Origin of the sequence: Alicyclobacillus sp. ALC3 (genome assembly GCF_028751195.1) — a bacterium.
Taxonomy (GTDB): Bacteria; Bacillota; Bacilli; order Alicyclobacillales; family Alicyclobacillaceae; genus Alicyclobacillus_L.
Window position 1 is genome coordinate 170324 of sequence record NZ_CP066784.1, and the last position, 21163, is coordinate 191486.

Genomic DNA, 21163 nt, shown 5'->3' on the forward strand with positions numbered 1-21163 from the left:
GTTACCTGCAAATCCATTCAGAAAATGCGCCTGCTGACGTGGCGCAGAGAGTCGGCGAGTCAGAGCACAGATAGAAACTTCGTTTTAGTCCGCCTGCTTCCTGCTCCCTATTGTATCAATTTCATGTGATTATGCAAACATCTGTTCGTATAGAAAACAGCCGCCCGCAGGCGGCCGTTTTACGTTGACTGAAATTCGCTTCAGCGCATTCTTGAGCGGGGCTTCGCAGGTTCGAGATTGACGCGTGATCCGTTGATGCGACTCTGGCGCAGGGCTTCATAGACAAACGGCGCAGACTCTTCCTCCACCTCCACAAACGTGAAGCGGTCGAAGATGTCAATCTTGCCTACAGCCTGCCCGGGCACGCCAGCCTCTTCCGCAATCGTGCGAACCAAATCAGACGGGCTGATTCGAGCGGAGCGGCCGACATTCACAAAAAACCTCACCATGCCCGGCGTCGCTCCAGTGTCGCCGAAGTCGTAATCAGCTTCCTCGCGTGCCTTGAGGTCATCTGCCGACGCCAGTTTCAACAGAGCCGACGCAACGTCAATCGGGTCGTGGTCGTCGACAATGTTGCCAAGGATGGCGTGGTAGTGTCCAAGTCCGCCCTCATGAATCGTCTCGAGAATACGGTTGCGCCAGATTTCCGCCTGACGCTCCGCTACGTCTGCCAAAGACGGCACTTCGCGGGCCACCATAGTCGCCCGCGTTTCGCGTTCAATCTGTTTCAACAGCTTGAACTCTCGCGGCGTTACGAACGTAATCGCTAAACCGCGCTTCCCGGCGCGTCCCGTTCGGCCGATCCGATGGACATAGGACTCAGGGTCTTGTGGAATATCGTAGTTGACGACATGGGTCACGTTCTCCACATCGATACCGCGCGCCGCGACATCAGTGGCAACCAACAGTTCGATGTCGTTTGTGCGGAACTTCTTCATGACGCGGTCGCGCTGCGCCTGACTCAGGTCACCGTGCAAACCGTCCGCCAGGTAACCGCGCGACATCAGAGCCTCACACAGTTCATCGACGCCTCGTTTGGTGCGGCAGAAAATGATGCCTAGAGACACTTCTTCACTGTCAATCACGCGACACAAGCTCTCTAGCTTGTTGCGGTCAAGCACTTTATAGTACACCTGATCAATCAGCGGAACTGTCATCTCGCCGCGGTTGACCGTCACGTGCTCTGGCGACTGCATGTACCGATTGGCCAACCGCCGGACTTCATTTGGGAAAGTTGCCGAGAACAGCAGTGTTTGCCGTTCCGACGGCGTTTCGCGCAATATCGACTCGATGTCTTCGATGAACCCCATGTCAAGCATCTCGTCCGCCTCATCGAGGACCACCGTGCGGACGTTTGACAGCTTCAGTGTGCCGCGGCGAATGTGGTCGAGGACACGCCCTGGTGTCCCAATTACCACCTGCACACCCTGTTGCAGGGCGCGGATTTGGTGACCGATCGACTGCCCTCCGTAAATCGGCAGTGTGCGCACACGCTTGTATTTCGCGATTTTTCGAATCTCGGCCGCAACTTGAATTGCGAGCTCTCGCGTAGGCGTCAAGACGATACCTTGTACCCGGTTTTCCGGAGTCGCCTGTTCTACCAGCGGGATGCCAAATGCTGCTGTCTTACCTGTTCCTGTCTGTGCCTGTCCGATCACGTCCTTGCCTTGCATCACTACCGGGATACAAGCCGCCTGAATCGGGGAAGGCTCTTCAAAGCCCATCTCGTCGATGGACTGTTGGACCTTTCGTCCTAGTTCAAATTCATCAAAAGCACTCATACGCTCACCTTTCACTTTGTCATAGTGGGCTCTGACGGCTGCCTTCTACCCGTTGCCACAGCCGCCACAGCATAGATTTTGCTGTTCGCAATCGAATCTGATCTCGCGACCCTCGCATCTGCATACGGAATACCTCAGTTCCATGAGGCCCGGCAAGTGCACCGTACACCAATCCCACCGGCTTTTCTGGAGTTCCTCCGGTAGGTCCCGCCACGCCGGTGACAGACAGACCGTATGAACTCATGAAGGCCTTGCGCACGCCCTCCGCCATCTCCGCTGCCGTCTGCTCCGAGACTGCTCCATGAGCCGCAAGCGTGTCTGCAGAAACCGCGAGTTGGCTCATCTTCACCTCGTTCTGATATGCGACAGTCCCTCCAAGAAAATACTCAGAGGCGCCTGGTACAGCCGTAATCATAGAGGAAATCAGCCCGCCCGTGCAACTTTCGGCGACCGCCAGGGTCTGTGCGGTCTCTCGAAGAACACGACCTGCCACGATTTCGAGCGTGTCGTCATCAGTCCCGTACAAGTAGGCCAAAAACCGCTCTCGCAACTTCTGTTCAATCGGAGCAATGCGCGCTGCTGCACTGGTCGCATCGACATCGTAGGCGCTAATTCGCAATAACATTTCGCCCTCTCCAGCGAGTGGGGCGACCGTAGGATTTGCCATCGAGGTCAATTCCGGGATCTGCTCATCCACATCGGATTCACCGATACCACAGAAGTGTAACACTCTAGACACCAACGTGCGTTGTCCAGGAAACAGTGCCTTCAGTCTTGGCAACACCTGTGCTTGCAGCATCGGCAACATTTCACGCGGTGGCCCCGGGAGCAAAAAGTAGTGCACGCCGTTCCCAAAAACGTACTGTCCCGGCGCCGTCCCGTTCGGGTTTTGCAGTAGCTCCCCACCGTCGATACACATCGCTTGCTTGAGATTTTGTTCTGGCATCGGTCGATTTCGCCTAGAGAAATACGACTCGAGCTCGCGAAGAGCAGGTTCTGACAGTTGCAACGGTCGGTCAAGGAACGCCGCCAACGCCTCTTTCGTCAAGTCGTCGTTGGTAGGTCCGAGGCCGCCAGTTACCACGACAACATTGACGCGCTGCGCCGCCACCTGAAAAGCATGGACAATGCGGTCCAGGTTGTCGCCCACAACAGAATGGTAATACAGCGGCAACCCATGACGCGCGAATTCTAGCGAGATCGTGCGGGCATGCCCGTTTGCGATCTGACCTAGGAGAAGCTCTGTCCCAACGGCCAAGTGTTCAGCACGGCAGGAGTTTTCCACGTCAGCTGGTCACATCCATGATTTGTTTGTTTTTTACGAAATAATCCACTCCCGACCACACGGTCAGTACGACCATCACATACATCATCAAATCCGCGAACGGAAACCCGACATATGATACTGGGAAGTTGTTCAACATCAACGCTACCATCGCCACAATCTGTGTGAACGTCTTCCACTTTGCAATCCGGCTCGCAGCCAGCACGATGCCTTCTGCAGCCGCAATCAACCGAAGTCCAGTGACTGCGAACTCGCGGCTGATGATGAGAATTGCAATCCAGGCAGGAAGTCGCTGCATTTCAACCAGGCTGATCAGAACAGCTGAAACAAGCAACTTGTCGGCAAGCGGATCGAGGAACGTACCAAACCGGGTGATGAGGCGTCGTTTGCGAGCGATGTACCCGTCGAGACCGTCGCTGGCCGCAGCGACAATAAACACCAAGGCGGCGATCATCTCGCTACCGGTGGTCGTCTGATTGTTGATGGTGACAGCCCAAAATTGATAGCGCAACAGAAGGAACAGGATGACAACCGGAACTAAAAAAATTCTGGCTATCGTAATGCGGTTAGCCAGATTCAATCAAGGTCACGCCCCTGTCTTCTTGTGCTGGAACTCTACCAAGCGCGGCAACTTCCTTCAGTATAGCTCACCGAATTTCCGGGTGTCAAAAAGGAACATCGCTTTACCGGTAATTGACGAACTGCAACGGAACCGGTATATCCGAACTCTGTAACAGTTGAATGACCGCCTGTAAATCGTCCCTGTTCTTTCCGGAAACACGCACTTGGTCACCCTGAATCGAGGCTTGTACCTTGATTTTAGAGTCCTTCACCAACTTTGTGATCGTTTTGGCCGTATCCTGGTCGATCCCCTGTTGCAGTGTGACCGACTGACGGACCGCCCCTCCCGACGCTGGCTCGACTTTCCCAGGCTTCAACGCCTTTAAGGACACGCCACGCTTCACGCACTTTGACTGCAGGACATCGTACACAGCTGTCAGTTTATATTCATCATCGCTGTATAGGCTGATCAAGTCCTCGCTAAATTCGATTTTGCTCTTGCTGTTTTTGAAGTCAAACCGCGTTTCAATCTCTTTGTTTGCCTGATTTACTGCGTTATCAACCTCTTGCAGGTCAAGTTTAGACACGATGTCAAACGAAGCATCTTTCGCCACACAAATTCCCCTCACTCTTTCAGTATCGTACCTTGCTTCTGGTCCCTTCTCCGATGATTATGATCAACCCCCAGACTTTTCAAAAACCAAGTGGTAGGGGTTGGTCTGCGGAGGCAGTGTTACAGACTGACCATTCACCGTGACACTGACAGACGGCGGGTGCCCAACGTAGATGTTTACAGACTGCTTGCCTGTCCATGTCGTCGAAGTTCCCGGTTGGAGCATTTGACTGCTGTCAACCACCGCTCCATCCGCTGTTACACTCACCCAACAAGCACTCCCAGCGACGCTCAGTGTGACAGACAGCGGACTCGTAGTCGTCACGAGATAGGTTTGCGTCGGCGGATTGCTTGACTGGAATGGCTGCGCCGTCACTTGCACAGCGCTGCCAGTACCGCTTCCGGGCGTCGTCGAATTCACCGTGTTTCCTGGCGGCGAACTCGCTGTTTGATTCGTACCCGGATTGACCGTGTTGCCCGTTATCGCATTGCTTGGGTTTGTGGCGTTGCTTCGGCTTGTGCTGTTGTTTGTAGCCGCCGACGTATTCGGCTGGTTATTTGCAACATTAGTAGCCGGTGCTCCGCCTGCAGGCTGCTTCGCTGGATGCCTGGAGTTGTGCAACAGCAACAATCCGCCGCCAAGGACGATGAGGACCCCCACTACCACGGCAGCCTGTCCGCCAAAGCCCCGGCTGGCACTGCGGCGAACGACGGTGGTTTTGCGGGGTGGGCGATTGGCTGTCGCCGAGCGCTCTCGCCAATCCCCTCTTCCGGACCCATCAACGGCCTCGTTACCAGACCGCCCTTGCTCCGGTTCGACAACAGGCGTTGCCACTTGAACTGCGGGCCGCGTATCCGGTGCAGCTGAGTCGCGGACTGTGGTGGTCGGCTCCGATTTGTGGGTCGCTTCCCCAGGTGTCTGATCTAACTCTGCCTTACCGGATTCGGACACCTGCATCAGGTTCTCTTGTGGCAGGTCAACATAGGCGCGCAGTAGATCGAATCCGTCGAGGTTGACAGACTCCGCGTACCGCCGCACAAATCCACGGGCGTACACATCTCCAGGCAAGACGTCCCAATCTCCAGCTTCCAGCGCTTCGAGATAGCGGATCCTTATCTTCGTTCGTTCCTGCAGTTCCTCCAAACTCACACCGATGTCTTCACGCCGTCGGCGCAGAATGTCGCCAAGCGACTGCAGAGGTGTCAAAGCCAGCACAACCTTTCGAACCAATCTCCAGCAAGCGCATGCTCACCTACTCTTGCCAGCGGGCCGCTTCCTGTTCGTACGCTTCTGACTCAATCTGTTCCTGCGGATGGCGACGCAGTTCAATCACCATGTCAAAGAAAGACCAGTCAAAGCGCGTGTGTTTGACAAAAATGTCTGGGTGCTCAATTACAATCGGCGACTGCAGTCCAATCACTTCGTCGACGACGCGCATGTGCGTTTCGTCGCCTCGAAGCGAAGTCACCGCCCCATCGATAATGTAGACGAATCCACCCGACGAAAAGTTCTCATCGGGCAACTCTTTCAGCAGTGTCTGCTTTAACAGCGTCGAAGAAACAAACGTCCAGCGCTTGTTGGCATAGACACTGGCAGCTACGATTGACTCCGTTTTACCGACGCGCGGTTGCCCGCGAACGCCGATGACCTGTCGCCCTGGGCGTTTCAACAACTCTCCTAGAAAGTCGACCAACACCCCGAGTTCATCTCGCACAAATCGATATGTACGCATTTCGTCATCGCCGCGCTCGATGTAGCGCCCATGCCGCAAAGCGATCCGGTCACGGAGGGAAGGCTGACGCAGTGCCACCATTTCGATATCGTCTAAACCCCGAACGATCGTCTTCAACAACTCGGCGGTTTCAGCCCGCTCACTCTTTAACAGAAACCCTCGACCGTCTTCCGAGACGTTTGCGAGTTTCATAATGTTAAAGCCGAGCATTCCCAGCAAAGAAGCAATGTCTCCCAACAAACCTGGCCGATTGTGCACAATTCGGTACTGGAAGTAAAATTCGACTCCACGCGAGTCCGCACCTAATCCATCGTGTCTGTAAACATTCGGCATTCGGAAGAATACTCCTCCCTCTAGCTTTCCAATGGTACAGGCAGTTCTATACCTGTGCCTAGTTAAGAACCGACGCCACTCGCTTGAAGGGCGATTGGACTCCAAGTTGTCTGTAACTGCGACGGTATGCCGCGCCACGCGCTTTGCAGTACAGAAGCTTGACCTTCGACAGACAGTTCCACGCTATTCACTTGATTTTGCACTGACGATGGCACTCGTTGGCCATCGAGTGTAATCAACGGCGGAGTCGCCGAGGTAATAACCGAGGATTGGCTCCGCCCTGAAACATAGTCTGACAAGACCTTTTGCATGGCGCTGATACCTGGGACCGCAGGCTCACCTGCGACTTGACCGGTGGCAGATTGCTCACACAACGAAATCAACACAACCCCCGCCGTCCTCAACGTCGTCATTTGGCTCTGACTGAGCGACTGGGTTGTGACCACGATTCGCGGCAAAGACCCGGTTGCTCCTGTCGTACTGCCGGAAGACAGTGACGGAGGCGCGGTCGTATTTCCTGGCACAGTGCTGTTCCCAATACTGTTGCCCGTCGTACTTCCGCTCACACCTTGTCCAGCCGACAAGCTAGTAACCGGGACGCTAACCATACCTACTCCTGAATTGGCCTTGAATGCGCCAGCGAACGCCATCCTTACGTCCGACAGCGGCAAAATCGGTTGACCACCTGTCAACCAACCGATCGACGTCGCTTGCAGACTCACAGCCAAATCTCCAGCCAGCGCGCCAAGGGAGTAACTCACTGTTGGCGTGTCAGGCACCACTTGGCTGACGTTAGTCGCCCCTGGATTAGGCACGGATTGGGCGCCAAACAAGGCGAAGGACACCTTGGCATGCGTTTTGGCAAACGCCAACTCCGAGTTTGGTACGGTTCCCGTCTGCACGACCACGACCAGCCCTACTTTAGGGTTTGCAACCGCATCGGCAAGCGCACTTGGAACCTGGTTTGACGATGTGGACACCGTTTTGACCTCGACACCGGCTTGTTGTGCGGCGTTCTCTACGTCTGCGCTGTTCCAATGCGCCGGGTGGTTCACGAACACCACCACTGCTGTCGGTTTGTGGACTGTTGGTTGCATGGTTCGCAAGTCTGGTGGCCCACAACCTTCCAAGCTGAGCAAGAACACTGCTGCTGCGGCCGCGCCTATCCTTGTTTGCCAGCGCTTTGTGGACAACCGATCGCTCCCCCTCAGGATGTTCTGTCTGTGTCCCATTGTAACATGAGGAGACGCGAATCTCTTGTTGAGTTGACACTTCGCGTCTTGCCTTTCGCACGATGAACCGAGATAATGCAAGAGAGGTGAGTTAGGATGCCAGACTTTCGCGGAGAGCACTTATCCGTGGCTAAGACCTTCTACCAGCTAAACTTTTATCTGCGCGCTGTCGGACTGCCATTCACGGTATCTGACCTGTACGCAGCTGCCTATCGAGAGCGCCGCGGCGCAAATTATGACGACCGTTGGATACAGTGCTTAGGGGAGAACCCCGATGTCACAGAGTCGCTCTCTGAACCCTTCACGACTCACACCATTGTGGAAACACTCATGCGCACCGGTCACGAACCAGTGGTACGTGCTTTGATGCGTGAAGTGCGCCGCCATGGAATTGGCTTTACACAGGCCTATATGGCAGGTTCTCCCCGTAGCCGCTGAGTTGGGGCGACTGCGGGGAATTACCCTGCCGTTGTACTCGCAATTTCAAACCAACGGTCGTTTACACCCTCACCTGTAATTGCGGGTAGCGATGACAAAGTCGACAACCACCCGCCACCAGTCGCCGCAGAGGCGGTCAGCGCTTGATACGAAGCTTTCCCTAAGGCCGCGCCAGCGACAATTTGTCCCCCTACGGTAAAGTAGACTTGAGCTTGTTCAACTGGCTGACCACTGGCAAACACTCCCTGAAAATACACTGGCACATCGTGCTTTACTTCTGGCCTCCAAGTCGCGCTACTGGTGTTTGCACTATCGCCAAGGTCGACTGTCGCCGACACATCGTATCCAGTTCCTGTTGCAGACGGTGTGACGACGAGTTCCGGGCTTCGACCTTGCAATCCTCCGAGTTGGTCGGCAATCGCAACGACCGCTGCGTTGGGTACGTTTGTCGCTGCGGCCGTAGAAACACCTATGGTCGCGCTCGGAAGCGAGCCCGCCGCTCCAGAAGGAAGGAGTTTGTGTACAGAGTAGGCATACACCAGCGCAAGAACAGTCGCCAACCCAAGTCCAATCCGCCACCCTACTGCAGAACGCGCACTCACCGCCATGGTCCGCACCCTCCTTGCTTGTCCTAGTTCAACCTATTCAGGAGGGGCGGCAAATATACGGGTTTGACTTCACGAGCACTCATTCAAGCTCCAGGCAGTTGCATAGACTCACGAATTGCGCGCCACTGTTCCTTGGAGATCAGCAGTTCACGCGGCTTGCTACCCTCAAACGACCCGATGAACCCTCGTTGTTCCATCTGGTCAATAATGCGAGCCGCACGAGAGTAACCGACGCGGAATCTCCGTTGGACCATCGACACCGACGCTGAACCCGCCTCCATCACGAGGTCCATCGCGTCCACAAACAAGCCGTCAAGGTCTGGTGCCGGTTGCGCCGTCGCTTCTTCTTCGTGATTCAAGTCCACCGTGTAAATCGCATTCTGTTGATCCCGGACGAATTTGACCAACTGCTCAATTTCACGCTCCGAAACGAACGCACCTTGCACCCGAACTGGTTTTGAAGCGCCAACAGGCAAGTACAACATGTCGCCGCGGCCTAGTAGTTTTTCCGCTCCGCCGCCGTCAAGAATCGTGCGCGAGTCTGCCATCGACGAGACAGAGAACGCGATTCGGCTTGGAATGTTCGCCTTGATGACGCCCGTAATGACGTCGACAGAGGGACGCTGAGTCGCCACAATTAAGTGAATTCCGGCGGCGCGCGCCATCTGCGCGATCCGACAAATCGCATCTTCCACATCCCCTGGCGCGACCATCATCAAATCCGCCAATTCGTCGACAATCACCACGATATAAGGCAGCGGGTCGATACCTTCGGCCTGCAAAAGTTGGTTGTAGCGTTCGATGTCACGGGCACCTCGGTCCGCAAACTGCTGATAGCGGTTTTCCATCTCCGCAATAATCTTCTTGAGCGCAAACGCTGCCTTTCGCGGGTCAGTTACGACCGGCGCCAAAAGGTGAGGAATACCGTTGTACCCGCTCAATTCCACCATCTTGGGGTCAATCATTAGCAGTTTGACTTCATGCGGCTTTGCCCGCACCAAGAGAGACGCGATGATGCCGTTGATGCAGACGCTTTTTCCCGAACCAGTCGCGCCTGCGACCAGTAAGTGCGGCATTTTCTGCAAGTTGCCGACGATCGCCGCACCAGAGATATCGCGCCCAAGCGCAATCGCGAGTTTCCCGGATTCAGTCTGGAACTCAGGGGACTCGAGCACTTCTCGCAACGAGACCACCGCGATTTCCGGGTTCGGCACTTCAATCCCGATGGCTGACTTGCCGGGGATTGGCGCTTCAATCCGGATGTCGCGCGCAGCCAGAGCGAGGGCAATGTCGTCCGTCAGGCTGACAACTTTGGACACTTTGACACCAACCGCAGGTTGAATCTCATAGCGCGTGACGGTCGGCCCACGACTAATCTCGAGCACTTTCGCCTGGACGCCGAAACTCTCGAGTGTGACTTGCAGTTTTCTGGCATTTTCCTGCGCGTCACGGTGATTAAAGCCGCCTTTTGGGACATCGGGTAGCGCAAACATGCGGATGGGCGGCAACTTGTAGTTGTCGTCTCGTACGGCGACACCAACAGGGTACGGTTCTTGACGCCCACGTCCAGTCTCTTCGCGTTTTCCCTCACTGCGGCGAAGTGGCGCCGACGCCTGTTCAGGGTAGTGCATAACGAGTTGACTGCCGTGCTGTTCAAGCACACCGGTTGGGTTCGCCGTTTCAGGTGTATCTGTCGCATGTTGTACAACAATCGTTTCATTCGGGTGTTTCGCGCGCAGACGCGCCGCAAAATCGTGGACCACGGGACCTTGTGTCCCGGCGGAGACATCCTCGTCGACAACTTCGCCGTCGAGGACAACGGGACCACTTCGACTGCGTCTTCCAGGTGGCTGCCTAGAGGCGGATTTCTTTTCAGACTTGGTGTCTTGTTCGCGCTCCGGGCCAAACAACAGCGAAGCGTACTGTTTGCTGCCCTGCCACAGGCCTTCAATGCGCTGCTCGACCCAACGTGTGCCACGTTGTACAACTGCGACCAAAGACCGCTGCGTCACCAGAGCCCCGCCAATCAGAGCGCCGATGAACAGGACAAGAATTGTACCAAGTGTAGAGAACAGGTAGTGAAAGACAGAAAAGAACAAATATCCGACGAGTCCTCCACCCGCCCCGTTCGGCGGGATGGTTGCGCCAGGCACTGCCAACACTTGATCGCTCATCTGTCCAATCGCATTCCATGTCGCCTGAAACAAAGAAGCTGCCTGTAAGTCAACTGTCTTTTGAAACAGGTCGAGTTCCATCAGCGTCAACCAGACCAGGAACAGAATAAGCAGACCCATATGGCGGTTGTTCCAAGGAAAACGAGAGCGCTGAACCATCATATAAATAGCGGCGTACCCAATGAAGACAGGAACCAGCCAACTCCACGACCCTGCCAAGTAGATAAACGCCACGTCCACATAGCGTCCAACGAGACCGAGCCTTCCCAACGCCAGCGCCGCAAGCGCAAACGTGAGAAGGCCAGTCAATTCGAATCGAAGCACTTGCTGTCGGTGCTGTTTCTTCCCCATGCCACGCCTCCACGCACTGAACTGGAAGCCGGCGGGACGGGGTCCCATGGCCGAATGCCTCCGTATTACTGATTCGCGTCAGACATCTCAATGTCCTGCCGCAAATCTACTCCGGCATTGGCAGCCGTACACGCATCCCCGGTTGGCAGTCAGCGCGCAGGAAATCTGCCGGTCTGGCGCTCAGGACCCGCTCGATGCGACCGGTTCCGTCGCCAAGCGGCGTAACGAGCATCGAGACTCCCCCTTGCTCCAACAACTGTGGCGGCGTTACGGCGGCGCCAAACCCGGCAAACACTTCGTCCTCGCAAAGGACAGTCCAAATCAGACTCACTGGGGCACGCCTCCTTGTAGATTCGCGTATGCGCTCCGCGCTGCAATGAGCTCGTTCAACTTTTCAATGGCTCTGCCAACGCCGCCAACTTCGTGAATTAACCCGTAACGCACGGCATCTCGGCCAACTACTGTGGTGCCGATATCCCGGGCCATTTCCCCAGTGTTCAACATCAGTTCGCGAAACACAGACTCGCTGACGGCAGAGTGCGCCACAACAAAACGCGTCACCCGCTCTTGCATTTTCTCCATGTACTCAAACGACTGTGGCACGCCAATCACCATACCGGTCAATCGAATCGGATGAATCGTCATCGAAGCCGTCTCAGCAATGAAGGAGTAGTCGGCACTCACGGCAATCGGAACGCCGATCGAGTGTCCACCGCCGAGCACTAAAGACACGGTGGGTTTGTTTAAACTGGCCACCATTTCCGCAATGGCAAGTCCCGCCTCAACATCTCCACCAACCGTGTTTAAGATGAGTAGCAGCCCTTCAATTTTATCGTTCTGTTCAATCGCGACCAACTGCGGGATCAGGTGCTCGTACTTCGTTGTTTTGTTCTGCGGCGGCAATACAATGTGCCCTTCCACTTGACCGATGATCGATAGACAATAGATGTTCGACTCGTCCGCCTGCACCGGAGCGGTTTGTCCGAGCGCTTCCACGCTTGCCACCACACCCACGGATTCTCCGCCCGGCACAGCGCCCGGTTCTTCCTGTACTGACCTGACCCGACGCGCCTGTGTATCCCCTGCCAGTGTACCCACACTCCCTTCTGCCTGTAGTATGAGGTGTAGGTGGAGTTGGCATACAAAAGCGGCCCATGAGAGAGCCGCTTGTTCAGACTTTGGTTCAGGTACAGCAATCAGGCATCGACCTTCAGCAATCAGGCTTCCATGATGATGGGCAGAATCATCGGGCGCCGCCGCGTCTGCTCAAACAGGAACCTGCCAAGAGCGTCCCGCACAGCTGTCTTCAGCGACGACCACTCATTGATGTTATCCGACACCATTTTCGTCAACGTCGTTTCGACGAGTTTATTCGCTTCGTCTAGCAGCGCTTCGGACTCCCGGACGTAGACGAAACCGCGCGAGATGATATCCGGTCCAGACATAATCACGCCACTTGTCTTCGAAAGTGTGACGACCACCACTAAAATTCCATCTTGAGACAACAACTTGCGATCCCGAAGCACAATGTTGCCGACGTCCCCGACACCAAGGCCATCGATCATCACCGTACCAGACGGAATCTTAGCTCCTAGCCGCGCAACTCCATTATCTACCTCGACTACATCGCCGTTGTCGAGAATAAAGACGTCTTCCGGCTTGACTCCCGTCGCCTCCGCAAGTTCACTGTGAATGCGCTGCATGCGAAACTCACCGTGCACAGGCAGGAAGTACTTCGGTTTGGTCAGAGACAGCATCAGCTTTAGTTCTTCCTGACTGCCGTGACCTGAGACGTGAACGCCTCGGTAAATCACGTTCGCACCGACTCGGAACAACTGGTCAACCGTGCGAAAGACATACTTTTCGTTGCCAGGAATCGGGTTACTCGCGAGAATCACCGTGTCACCGGGCAAAATTTCGACCTTCCTGTGTGCAGAGCGCGCCATCCGGGTCAAAGCCGACATCGGTTCTCCCTGGCTTCCAGTCGACAGGATGACGAGTTTGGTCGGTTCCATCTTGCCGATGTCGTCAATGTCAACCAGCGTATTAGGTTGCACCTGAAGATACCCGAGTTGTGTCGCAATCGTGATGTTGTTCACCATACTGCGGCCGACAATAGACACCTTGCGGCCAAATTTTTCAGCCGCATAGATAACCTGTTGCACGCGGTGGATGTTCGAGGCAAACGTCGCCAAAATAACGCGTCCTGGTGCGGTGCTGAGAATCTCATCAATCGCCTTACCGACAGTGCGCTCTGATGGCGTAAAGCCTGGCCGCTCTGCATTGGTGCTGTCGGCCACAAGCATCATCACGCCTTCGTCACCGTACGCAGCCAACTTGTTCAGTTCAGCCGGGCGCCCGTCAACGGGGGTCTGATCAATTTTGAAGTCCCCCGTGTGAATGACTAGTCCTTCCGGGGTCCGAATCGCAAAACCACCTGTATCTGGAATACTGTGCGTCAGATAAAAGAACGAAACGTCAAATACGCCGGCCTTGATTTTACTGTTGCCGTCGATGCGGTTGAGTTTTGCGCTATCGAGCAACCCGTGTTCACGGAGTTTGTTTTCTACGAGACCCAGTGTCAGCCTTGTCCCATACACTGGGACATTCAGAGATTTCAGCACATAGGGCAGTCCGCCGATGTGGTCTTCGTGTCCATGCGTCAGAAAAATCCCACGTACTTTCTCGCGGTTATCTGTGAGGAACGTAATGTCTGGAATCACTGCATCAATTCCAAGCATGTCCTCTTCCGGGAACTTCACACCCGCATCCACAACAATAATGTCATTTCCGTACATGTACGCGTACATGTTTTTCCCAATCTCTCCGCAGCCCCCGAGTGGGATTACGGACAGTCTGTTTTTGCTCTTTGCCAAGTCGGCACCTCCGTCGTTATCATTCCCTCTTGCAAGACAAAATCCGGGCACACTTCACCCGTTTAGTCCACACATACCTCCGAAACTCGGCACTACGGTGTCATCACAACCCACACCGACCTAACCTACAGCGCCTACCGTCTCCGCTCCGGCAAGTCACATAAGTTCGCAACGAGTCTCATACAGATGAGTGATGATGTTCGTTCTTTGAAAACCAAAGCCGCACCAGTCACTTAGCGATATTATACCGTTGCGGCTCAGCGAACACAACTTGGCGGGAAGACGCAAAAAACCGGACGGTTCCCCGTCCGGTTTCGGAAGTTCGGTTTTAACTCAGTTACACATGAGCTTGCTCAAGCTTGCCAAGGCGTTCAAGTTCGATCGACAGCGACCGCAGCACTTGATTCGGCGCGCTGATGAGCGGCAAACGAACATCCCCTGCTGGCAAGTTCAACAACTTCAAGGCAGCTTTCAGCGGCGCAGGGTTCGACACTTGGAACAAGCCTTCGAAGACCGGCAACAAGCGACCGTTCCAATCCGCTGCTTCCTGGATGCGACCGTCCATAAAGGCTGTAATCATCGCCTGCATCTCTTGACCCACTACATGCGATGCAACGCTGACGACACCGGTGCCACCTAACGCCAGTACTGGCAACGTCATTTTGTCATCGCCGCTGTAGAGCAGGAAGTCATCAGGTTTATCGGCGGCAATGCGTCCAATTTGCGTAATGTCACCACTTGCTTCTTTGACCGCAACGATGTTCGGAACGGAGTTGGCCAGCCGCAAAATCGTCGACGGCTCGATATTCACTCCACATCGACCTGGGATGTTGTACAACATCACCGGGATTGAAACTGCATTCGCGATGGCCGAGAAATGTGCATACAAACCATCTTGAGTGGGCTTATTGTAATACGGTGCCACGAGCAAAAGTCCGTTCACGCCCATCGCTTCGGCTTCCTTCGACAGCTCGATTGATGCGCGTGTGTCGTTACTGCTCGTTCCTGCGAGTACAGGGATGCGCCCGTCGGTCGCCTGTAAAGTTCGGGCAAAGACACGCAGTTTCTCCTCGTGTGAGAGTGTTGGCGACTCTCCCGTCGTTCCGCATGCCACAATCCCCGTTGTACCCGTGTCAATACAGTGATTCACCAACACATCGATGCCCGGTTCATCTACCTGCCCATCTTCCGCAAATGGTGTAATGAGCGCGGTAACTAACCTCCCAAGGTCCATCTTGCCACCTCCGCCCGGCAGCGACGGCGCTACCTCCGGCTACCCTCTGATAGATTGTTACAGCGTCTGTCATGTAAACTTTGTCCTAACAGCCCCCGACAGGAAAAGCTGTCGTCATTCGACTTTAGACTTGCACGACGGACTCCCCGAGTTCAAACTTTGCGTGCAGCGCCCGTACGGCAGCTTCCATCTGCGAGCGGCGCACCAGGCACCAAATCGTGTTGTGCGAGTCCGCTGACTGCAGAATACCGATGCCTTCGCGCGACAGGGCGTCGACAATGCGAGCCATGATACCTGGCATACCAGTATAGGTCCCAACGACAGAGACTTTTGCGCACTCAGGTAACACACTCGGTTCAAACCCGTGTTCCTTGAGTGTCTCCACGGCGCGCGCCGCGTCTGCATCCGCCACCGTATACGCCACCCGGTCCAGCGATACCGAAATGAAATCTACACTGATGCCACGCGCCGCCATCCACTCAAAAATGTTCGCTTTGGCGACTTCAGGCCCTTCCACCTGAATTTGCGTGATATTCGAGGCTTGCGTAACTCCCGTTACGTAGCGGTCTTGCAGGACACTACTCTCGAGCACAGACCACGCGTTCGTGACAAGCGTGCCCTCATCCTTGGAGTGCGTGCTCCGCACACGAATCGGGATGTTTTTCTGCATAGCAATTTCGACAGCACGAGGGTGGATCACTTTTGCACCCTGATAAGCCAAATTGCAGATCTCGGTATATGTCACCCTGTGGATCATGCGCGCGTCTGTGACAATGCGAGGGTCCGCTGTCATGATGCCCTCGACGTCCGTAAAGATATCCACATAGTCAGCGTTTAACGCCACGCCTAGCGCGGTTGCAGTCGTGTCGCTGCCGCCACGACCGAGGGTTGTCACATCCCCGTCAGACGTCGCGCCTTGGAACCCCATGACAACGACAATCTGCCCCTCACGCAACGCTTCGAGGATTCGCTTCGGTCGAATTTCTAGAATGCGCGCATTCCCATGTTGGTCGTTTGTGACAATACCGGCTTGCCCACCGCTCATCACGGTGGCTTGATGACCGCGGGACCGCAACATAGCGGCGAATACGACCGATGAGATGGCCTCACCACACGACATCAAGATATCTAGGTCACGCGCGTTGACAGCGCTGAGTCCATCGAGTATAGAGAGCAGAGAGTCGGTTGCGTACGGTTCTCCGCGACGCCCCATGGCGGACACAACCACGACAACTCGGTAGTCTTTCGCCAAAGCATCTTCTATATGTTCAGCGGCCTTGAGCCGCGACTCTAGGGTCGCGACAGATGTTCCGCCAAACTTCTGCACCAGAATCTTCACGCACGAACCCCCTTCCGCAGTTCCACTGCAACGGCCGCTCCCTGCACAGTGGTCGCGCTTCTCTTGGACCTGTTAAATGAGCCCTTGCTCAAGCGCACACTCGGCAAGCAACACCGCGCCCTTGCCCGCACCCATCTTTGTGTTGTGGGAGACAAGCACGTACTTAACACCGCCAAGGATAGGCTCCTCCTCAATGCGACCCACTGACGTAGTCATCCCGTCACCACGGTCCCGGTCAAGGCGCACTTGCGGACGGAACGGGTCATCAAAGACGTGAATCCACTCATCCGGCGCGGAGTGAAGATTGCGACCTCGCACTGGATTGTGTTCGCGAAACACGCGCTTTACCTCAGCAACTGAAACCGACTCCGAAAAACCAGCAAAAACTGCCTCCGTATGGCCATCGAGCACAGCCGCTCGCGTGCAGATGCAGTTGATGTCGATAGATGCGGGCTCGATTCCGTCATCCGTCTGTGTACCGAGAATCTTCATGACCTCTCGACGCACCTTTTCCTCTTCCTTCGGGATGAACGGGATGATATTGTCGAGGCTGTCGAGGGTGCGGACGCCAGGACTCCTTCCTGCTCCGCTCACCGCCTGCATCGATACCATCAGTACGCGATTCACTTGGAAGTGTTGGTAGAGCGGCTGCAGTGTAATGGCTAGACCCGTTGTCGTGCAGTTCGGAATTGGCAACACAAAGCCCTTCCAGTTTCGGGCCGCCTGTTGTCTTTTTACTAGCGCCGCATGATGGTCGTTGACTCCTGGAACAATCAGTGGTGTATCCGATTCGTACCGGAATGCGCTCGCAGTCGAGAACGTCGGGCGAACCGCACCGTATTTTGGCTCAAGTTCAAGCGCCAGATCAGATTCGACAGCCGTAAAAATGACATCCACACTGCCTGGCTCAAAGCGTTCAGAAGACACCACTGGTACATCCTTCATATCATCAGGCAAATCAGCGCCCAGCGACCATCGGGAGGAACCATCTGTCTCCTGGAGCGCCTCTTTGTACGTCCGTTTATCTCTCGAAGTCACCATTTGTACGACTTCAAACTGTGGATGGTTGGAGAGTGCCAGAACAAACTGTTGCCCCGCCATCCCTGTTGCGCCGACAATGGCTGCCTTCAAACGAGTCACAGGTAGTCCACTCCTTTGTCTTTTCGCCCGGAATTACGCCCGTGGGTCCCGCCAGCGCTCAATCAGCACTGGCTGCAACTGGCGCTTCTCGAGCGCAGCCGCACACGTCTCCGGGATCAAATTCATCGCCGAAACTAATGAATTCATTTTAACATGAGGAGCGTCCTGCCCAAATGGAACAAAGAAAATATTTTTCATATTGATTAATTTTGCGATGTTATACAGGTTAAGCCCCAGTCCATCATTCGTCGAGACCCCGAGTACCACCGGACGGTCGTTGCGCATTGTAGATTTTGCCGCCATCAAGACGGGTGAATCCGTTACTGCATTTGCAAGCCGGCTGAGCGAGTTGCCCGTGCAAGGCGCAATTACCAAACAGTCGAGACGTTTGGAGGGGCCCAACGGCTCCGCCTCTGGAATCGTGGTGATCGCAGGGCTTCCTGCCAACTCCTCGAACTTCTGCGCCCACTCGCCTGCTTCGCCAAATCGAGTACTCACTTGCATCACTGTGTTTGACAAAATGGGCACCACTTGTACTCCAAGTTCAACGAGTCTCGAAATGGTCGGAGCGACTTCTTCATAGGTACAGTGTGACCCAGTGATAGCGTAGCCTATAGTTTTTCCGGCTAGTTCCACAGCTTATTCCTCCCCATCCGTAAAACCCTGTGCGAGAATGCGACACAGCGAGTCTGCGATAATCCGGCCTGCCGTTCGCGGCGCGACAAGTCCAGGCAGGCTTGGCGCGAGCAACGCCGTCATCCCATGTCGCTCCGTGTAGCGAAAGTCCGTCCCGCCAGGTTTTGATGCGATGTCGATAATGACAACACCGCGGTTCATCCCGCTGAGGACTTCGGCAGTCAGAATGGGGTGCGGTATCGTGTTAAACACAACATCGGCATCTGCGACTGCCGTTCTAAGGTCGGTCAAAGTGTACGCCACAGCAGCCATCTCCCGAACGCGCGCTCGGTGTGCTGAATCTCGCGCAACAACCCGCACATGCGCTCCGAGGGCAAGCAGAGTCCGCGCCAGTGTCTGTCCACACCGTCCGAAGCCGAGAACTACGGACTTGGAGCCGTGCAGTGTGATGGAGGTGTGCTCCATCGCCAGCGCCACCGCTCCTTCCGCCGTCGGAATAGAGTTGAGAATGGCAACTTCATCAAGTTCCATGAGTCGCACCAGACGTAAGTGATGTGTCTCGCAGACCTGTCTCAACCATGGTCCCGCAATGCCGGAAAACACCATACTTCCCGCGCGCATTGCTGCAAAGTGAGCCTCTGTGAGAGTGAGCGGGGCGTCACAGAACTGACTGTCGACTCGGCCCGAGTGATCTGTGCCGGCGATTGGCAGCACCACCGCGTCCACATCTTTGAACACAGTCACAGATAATGGCGCAGTTGCAGTGTCCGTAAACGTCCGATTCAACCGGTCAAAGCCCACAAGCGTCGCGCTGGCGTCGAGTTCGGTCGCTTGCGCGATGACTTCGACCATCCGCGCGTCACCTCCAACAAACAGGAGTTTGCGACCCGTTAGCATGGCAGCCAGACCCCTTTCTCCAGCCAGTGTGCTGTAGCATATGTGCCTGGTGCCAGGTGGGTGCGCGCCCACTCTTCTAAGCGGTGTCAGCCAACACAAAAAGGCGTGTCCGCGTATAGACTGCATACACACGGACACGCCTTGGTCAGAACGCAAGTAAATACGGTGTTGTCGACCTTCGCGGATGTTACTCGAGCTTTGTTGCTGCCACTCCCGTCGAGCCGAAACCGCCCGTCCCACGCGACGTCTCCCTCAGTTCTGCTGCTCTCGCCAACTGAGCTCGGTAGACGGGGGTAAACACTACCTGCGCAATGCGGTCTCCCGGTTGAATTGTAAAGACGTCATCACCGAAGTTCGCCAGCAGCACCTGCAGTTCGCCCGTATAGTCGCTGTCAATGACACCGACGCCGTTTGGAAGGCCAATCCCAAACCGCCAAGCCAGTCCACTTCTCGCGTAGACAAGCGCGACGACAGCGGCGTCGTGCCACTGCAGCGCAATGCCTGTCGGCACCCGCACCCGCTTGCCTGGCTCAATGGAAAGCGGCGCTTCGATGCAGGCATGTAGGTCCATGCCAGCCGCTCCTTCAGACGCGTACGTCGGCTCGTAATAGGAGTGAAACAATGGTGAAACAGGCACATAGTTGACATGAAGTTGGTCAGGACGGCCGTTCACGACGTCCAACGAGCAAATTCCTCCTCTTGCACGGGTCCAACAGCGGCGGTCGCAAACGGTTGGCTCAGCACTCTCCCGGCGACCCTGGTGATGTCTTCGGGAGTCACCTGGTTGATTTTTTCGAGCGACTCATCAAGCGTCACCTCGCGGCCAAGCAACAACTCGTTTTTCCCCAACCGACTCATTCGACTGCTGCTGCTCTCGAGACTGAGCATCATCGATCCTTTGACTTGGTCTTTACCTTTTTGCAGTTCTTCTTCAGTCAGACCGTGCGCAGCAATGTCTGCACATGTCTGTCGAATAAGGGCGGCAACCTCTCCGCCTTGTTCCGGAGAAGTACCAGCATAGACACCGAACATGCCACAGTCGCGGTACGCGGAGTGAAACGAGAACACGGAGTAAGCCAGACCACGTTCCTCGCGAATCTCCTGAAACAACCGCGAACTCGGTGAGCTCCCAAGTGCGTTGTTGATCAAAATCAGCGGGTACAAATCCAAATCACCCGCTGGAATTCCCGGGGTTGCAAGGACTAGGTGGACCTGTTCCGTATCCTTCTTACGAAAACTTGACTGTGCCTGAAACACAGGCGGCGTCACATTGTGCATGTCCTTCGTGAAGCGATTGTCGGCTGCCGCGAACAGCCGATCGACTTCCGCGACTGCGGCAGCTTGCGAAATGTTCCCAGCAATCGCCACGACAATGTTTTGCGAACTGTAACGATCACCGATATAACGTAAGATGTCGCCCTGCGTGAAACGGCGCAGATTGTCTTCGAGACCCAAAATCGTGTATCCAAGCGGGTGACCGAAGTAGACATTTTCCGTCAGAACATCCATGACCAATTCGTCCGGCTCGTCCTCACCCATGCGAATTTCTTCAATCACAACTTTTTTCTCTTTCTCCATCTCTTCCGGTGCAAACTGGGAGTGAAACAGCATATCAGCCAGTGTGTCAAGGGCAAGAGGAAAATGCTCATCGAGAACCTTCGCGTAGTAACACGTGTACTCTTTCGATGTGAACGCGTTGACCTGCCCGCCGATGCCATCGAACACAGACGCTAGTTCACGTGCTGAGTAGCGGCGCGTTCCCTTAAAAAACATGTGCTCTAAAAAGTGGCTGATACCGTTGTTCTCAAGGGTTTCATAACGTGACCCTGTGCCAATCCACACGCCGATACTGACCGAGCGGATCGTCGGAATTTCCTCTCCAACCACGCGAACTCCGTTCGGCAATTGCACGCGGTAGGCCATGGTCAGCCA

At 55.2% G+C, this 21163-nt stretch carries 20 protein-coding genes; 1 reads left to right on the forward strand and 19 read right to left on the reverse strand.

What is annotated here, in order from left to right:
- Window positions 1-200: 200 nt before the first annotated feature.
- The 7 genes from JC200_RS00795 to JC200_RS00825 form a co-directional block, all read right to left on the reverse strand.
- Window positions 201-1781 carry a DEAD/DEAH box helicase gene (locus JC200_RS00795; RefSeq protein WP_274434289.1) on the reverse strand — a complete coding sequence of 527 codons (1581 nt, stop codon included), beginning with the start codon at window positions 1779-1781 and terminating at the stop codon, window positions 201-203.
- Window positions 1782-1800: 19 nt separating this feature from the next.
- The gene (locus JC200_RS00800; RefSeq protein ID WP_274434290.1) at window positions 1801-3066 is read right to left on the reverse strand and encodes a competence/damage-inducible protein A; all 1266 of its coding nucleotides are present in this window, start codon (window positions 3064-3066) and stop codon (window positions 1801-1803) included.
- A gap of 1 nt (window position 3067) precedes the next feature.
- Window positions 3068-3646 (reverse strand): CDP-diacylglycerol--glycerol-3-phosphate 3-phosphatidyltransferase, encoded by a 579-nt coding sequence (gene pgsA, locus JC200_RS00805; RefSeq protein ID WP_274434291.1) that lies wholly within the window; start codon window positions 3644-3646, stop codon window positions 3068-3070.
- A gap of 103 nt (window positions 3647-3749) precedes the next feature.
- Entirely contained in the window at window positions 3750-4241 is a 492-nt protein-coding gene (locus JC200_RS00810; protein ID WP_274434292.1) for a YajQ family cyclic di-GMP-binding protein, read from the reverse strand.
- A 63-nt stretch (window positions 4242-4304) separates the two neighbouring features.
- Complete coding sequence (locus tag JC200_RS00815; RefSeq protein WP_274434293.1) at window positions 4305-5471, reverse strand: helix-turn-helix domain-containing protein; 1167 nt, start codon at window positions 5469-5471, stop codon at window positions 4305-4307.
- Window positions 5472-5493: 22 nt separating this feature from the next.
- Window positions 5494-6306 (reverse strand): DUF3388 domain-containing protein, encoded by an 813-nt coding sequence (locus tag JC200_RS00820; protein ID WP_274434294.1) that lies wholly within the window; start codon window positions 6304-6306, stop codon window positions 5494-5496.
- Window positions 6307-6368: 62 nt separating this feature from the next.
- The gene (locus JC200_RS00825; protein ID WP_274434295.1) at window positions 6369-7499 is read right to left on the reverse strand and encodes a type 1 periplasmic-binding domain-containing protein; all 1131 of its coding nucleotides are present in this window, start codon (window positions 7497-7499) and stop codon (window positions 6369-6371) included.
- Between the two features lie 135 nt (window positions 7500-7634).
- Here JC200_RS00825 and JC200_RS00830 point away from each other — a divergent pair, with 135 nt between their 5' ends.
- Window positions 7635-7976: a hypothetical protein gene (locus JC200_RS00830; RefSeq protein WP_274434296.1), complete on the forward strand. Its 342-nt coding sequence runs from the start codon at window positions 7635-7637 to the stop codon at window positions 7974-7976.
- A gap of 20 nt (window positions 7977-7996) precedes the next feature.
- On the opposite strand, the gene JC200_RS00835 is transcribed toward JC200_RS00830, so the two are convergent.
- The 12 genes from JC200_RS00835 to JC200_RS00890 all read right to left on the reverse strand — a co-directional run bounded on the left by JC200_RS00835 (window position 7997) and on the right by JC200_RS00890 (window position 21154).
- Entirely contained in the window at window positions 7997-8584 is a 588-nt protein-coding gene (locus tag JC200_RS00835) for a hypothetical protein (protein ID WP_274434297.1), read from the reverse strand.
- Window positions 8585-8667: 83 nt separating this feature from the next.
- Window positions 8668-11109: an FtsK/SpoIIIE family DNA translocase gene (locus JC200_RS00840; protein WP_274434298.1), complete on the reverse strand. Its 2442-nt coding sequence runs from the start codon at window positions 11107-11109 to the stop codon at window positions 8668-8670.
- 106 nt (window positions 11110-11215) lie between these two features.
- Window positions 11216-11440, reverse strand: coding sequence for a YlzJ-like family protein (locus tag JC200_RS00845; protein ID WP_274434299.1), 225 nt, complete (start codon window positions 11438-11440; stop codon window positions 11216-11218).
- A complete protein-coding gene (locus JC200_RS00850) occupies window positions 11437-12141 on the reverse strand; it encodes a ClpP family protease (protein ID WP_274436652.1) in 705 nt (234 codons plus the stop codon). The genes JC200_RS00845 and JC200_RS00850 overlap by 4 nt, the downstream gene beginning before the upstream one ends.
- 185 nt (window positions 12142-12326) lie before the next feature.
- Complete coding sequence (locus JC200_RS00855; protein WP_274434300.1) at window positions 12327-13985, reverse strand: ribonuclease J; 1659 nt, start codon at window positions 13983-13985, stop codon at window positions 12327-12329.
- Window positions 13986-14322: 337 nt separating this feature from the next.
- Window positions 14323-15219, reverse strand: a complete 897-nt coding sequence (gene dapA / locus JC200_RS00860; RefSeq protein ID WP_274434301.1) for a 4-hydroxy-tetrahydrodipicolinate synthase — start codon at window positions 15217-15219, stop codon at window positions 14323-14325.
- Between the two features lie 124 nt (window positions 15220-15343).
- Complete coding sequence (dapG, locus tag JC200_RS00865) at window positions 15344-16558, reverse strand: aspartate kinase (RefSeq protein WP_274434302.1); 1215 nt, start codon at window positions 16556-16558, stop codon at window positions 15344-15346.
- A gap of 72 nt (window positions 16559-16630) precedes the next feature.
- Window positions 16631-17698, reverse strand: a complete 1068-nt coding sequence (gene asd / locus JC200_RS00870) for an aspartate-semialdehyde dehydrogenase (protein WP_274434303.1) — start codon at window positions 17696-17698, stop codon at window positions 16631-16633.
- A 33-nt stretch (window positions 17699-17731) separates the two neighbouring features.
- The gene (locus JC200_RS00875; RefSeq protein ID WP_274434304.1) at window positions 17732-18334 is read right to left on the reverse strand and encodes a dipicolinate synthase subunit B; all 603 of its coding nucleotides are present in this window, start codon (window positions 18332-18334) and stop codon (window positions 17732-17734) included.
- A 3-nt stretch (window positions 18335-18337) separates the two neighbouring features.
- Complete coding sequence (gene dpsA / locus JC200_RS00880) at window positions 18338-19231, reverse strand: dipicolinate synthase subunit DpsA (protein ID WP_274434305.1); 894 nt, start codon at window positions 19229-19231, stop codon at window positions 18338-18340.
- A 187-nt stretch (window positions 19232-19418) separates the two neighbouring features.
- Complete coding sequence (dut, locus tag JC200_RS00885) at window positions 19419-19904, reverse strand: dUTP diphosphatase (RefSeq protein ID WP_274436653.1); 486 nt, start codon at window positions 19902-19904, stop codon at window positions 19419-19421.
- Complete coding sequence (locus JC200_RS00890) at window positions 19901-21154, reverse strand: M16 family metallopeptidase (protein WP_274434306.1); 1254 nt, start codon at window positions 21152-21154, stop codon at window positions 19901-19903. Before JC200_RS00890 ends, dut begins: the two co-directional genes overlap by 4 nt.
- Window positions 21155-21163: the final 9 nt, after the last annotated feature.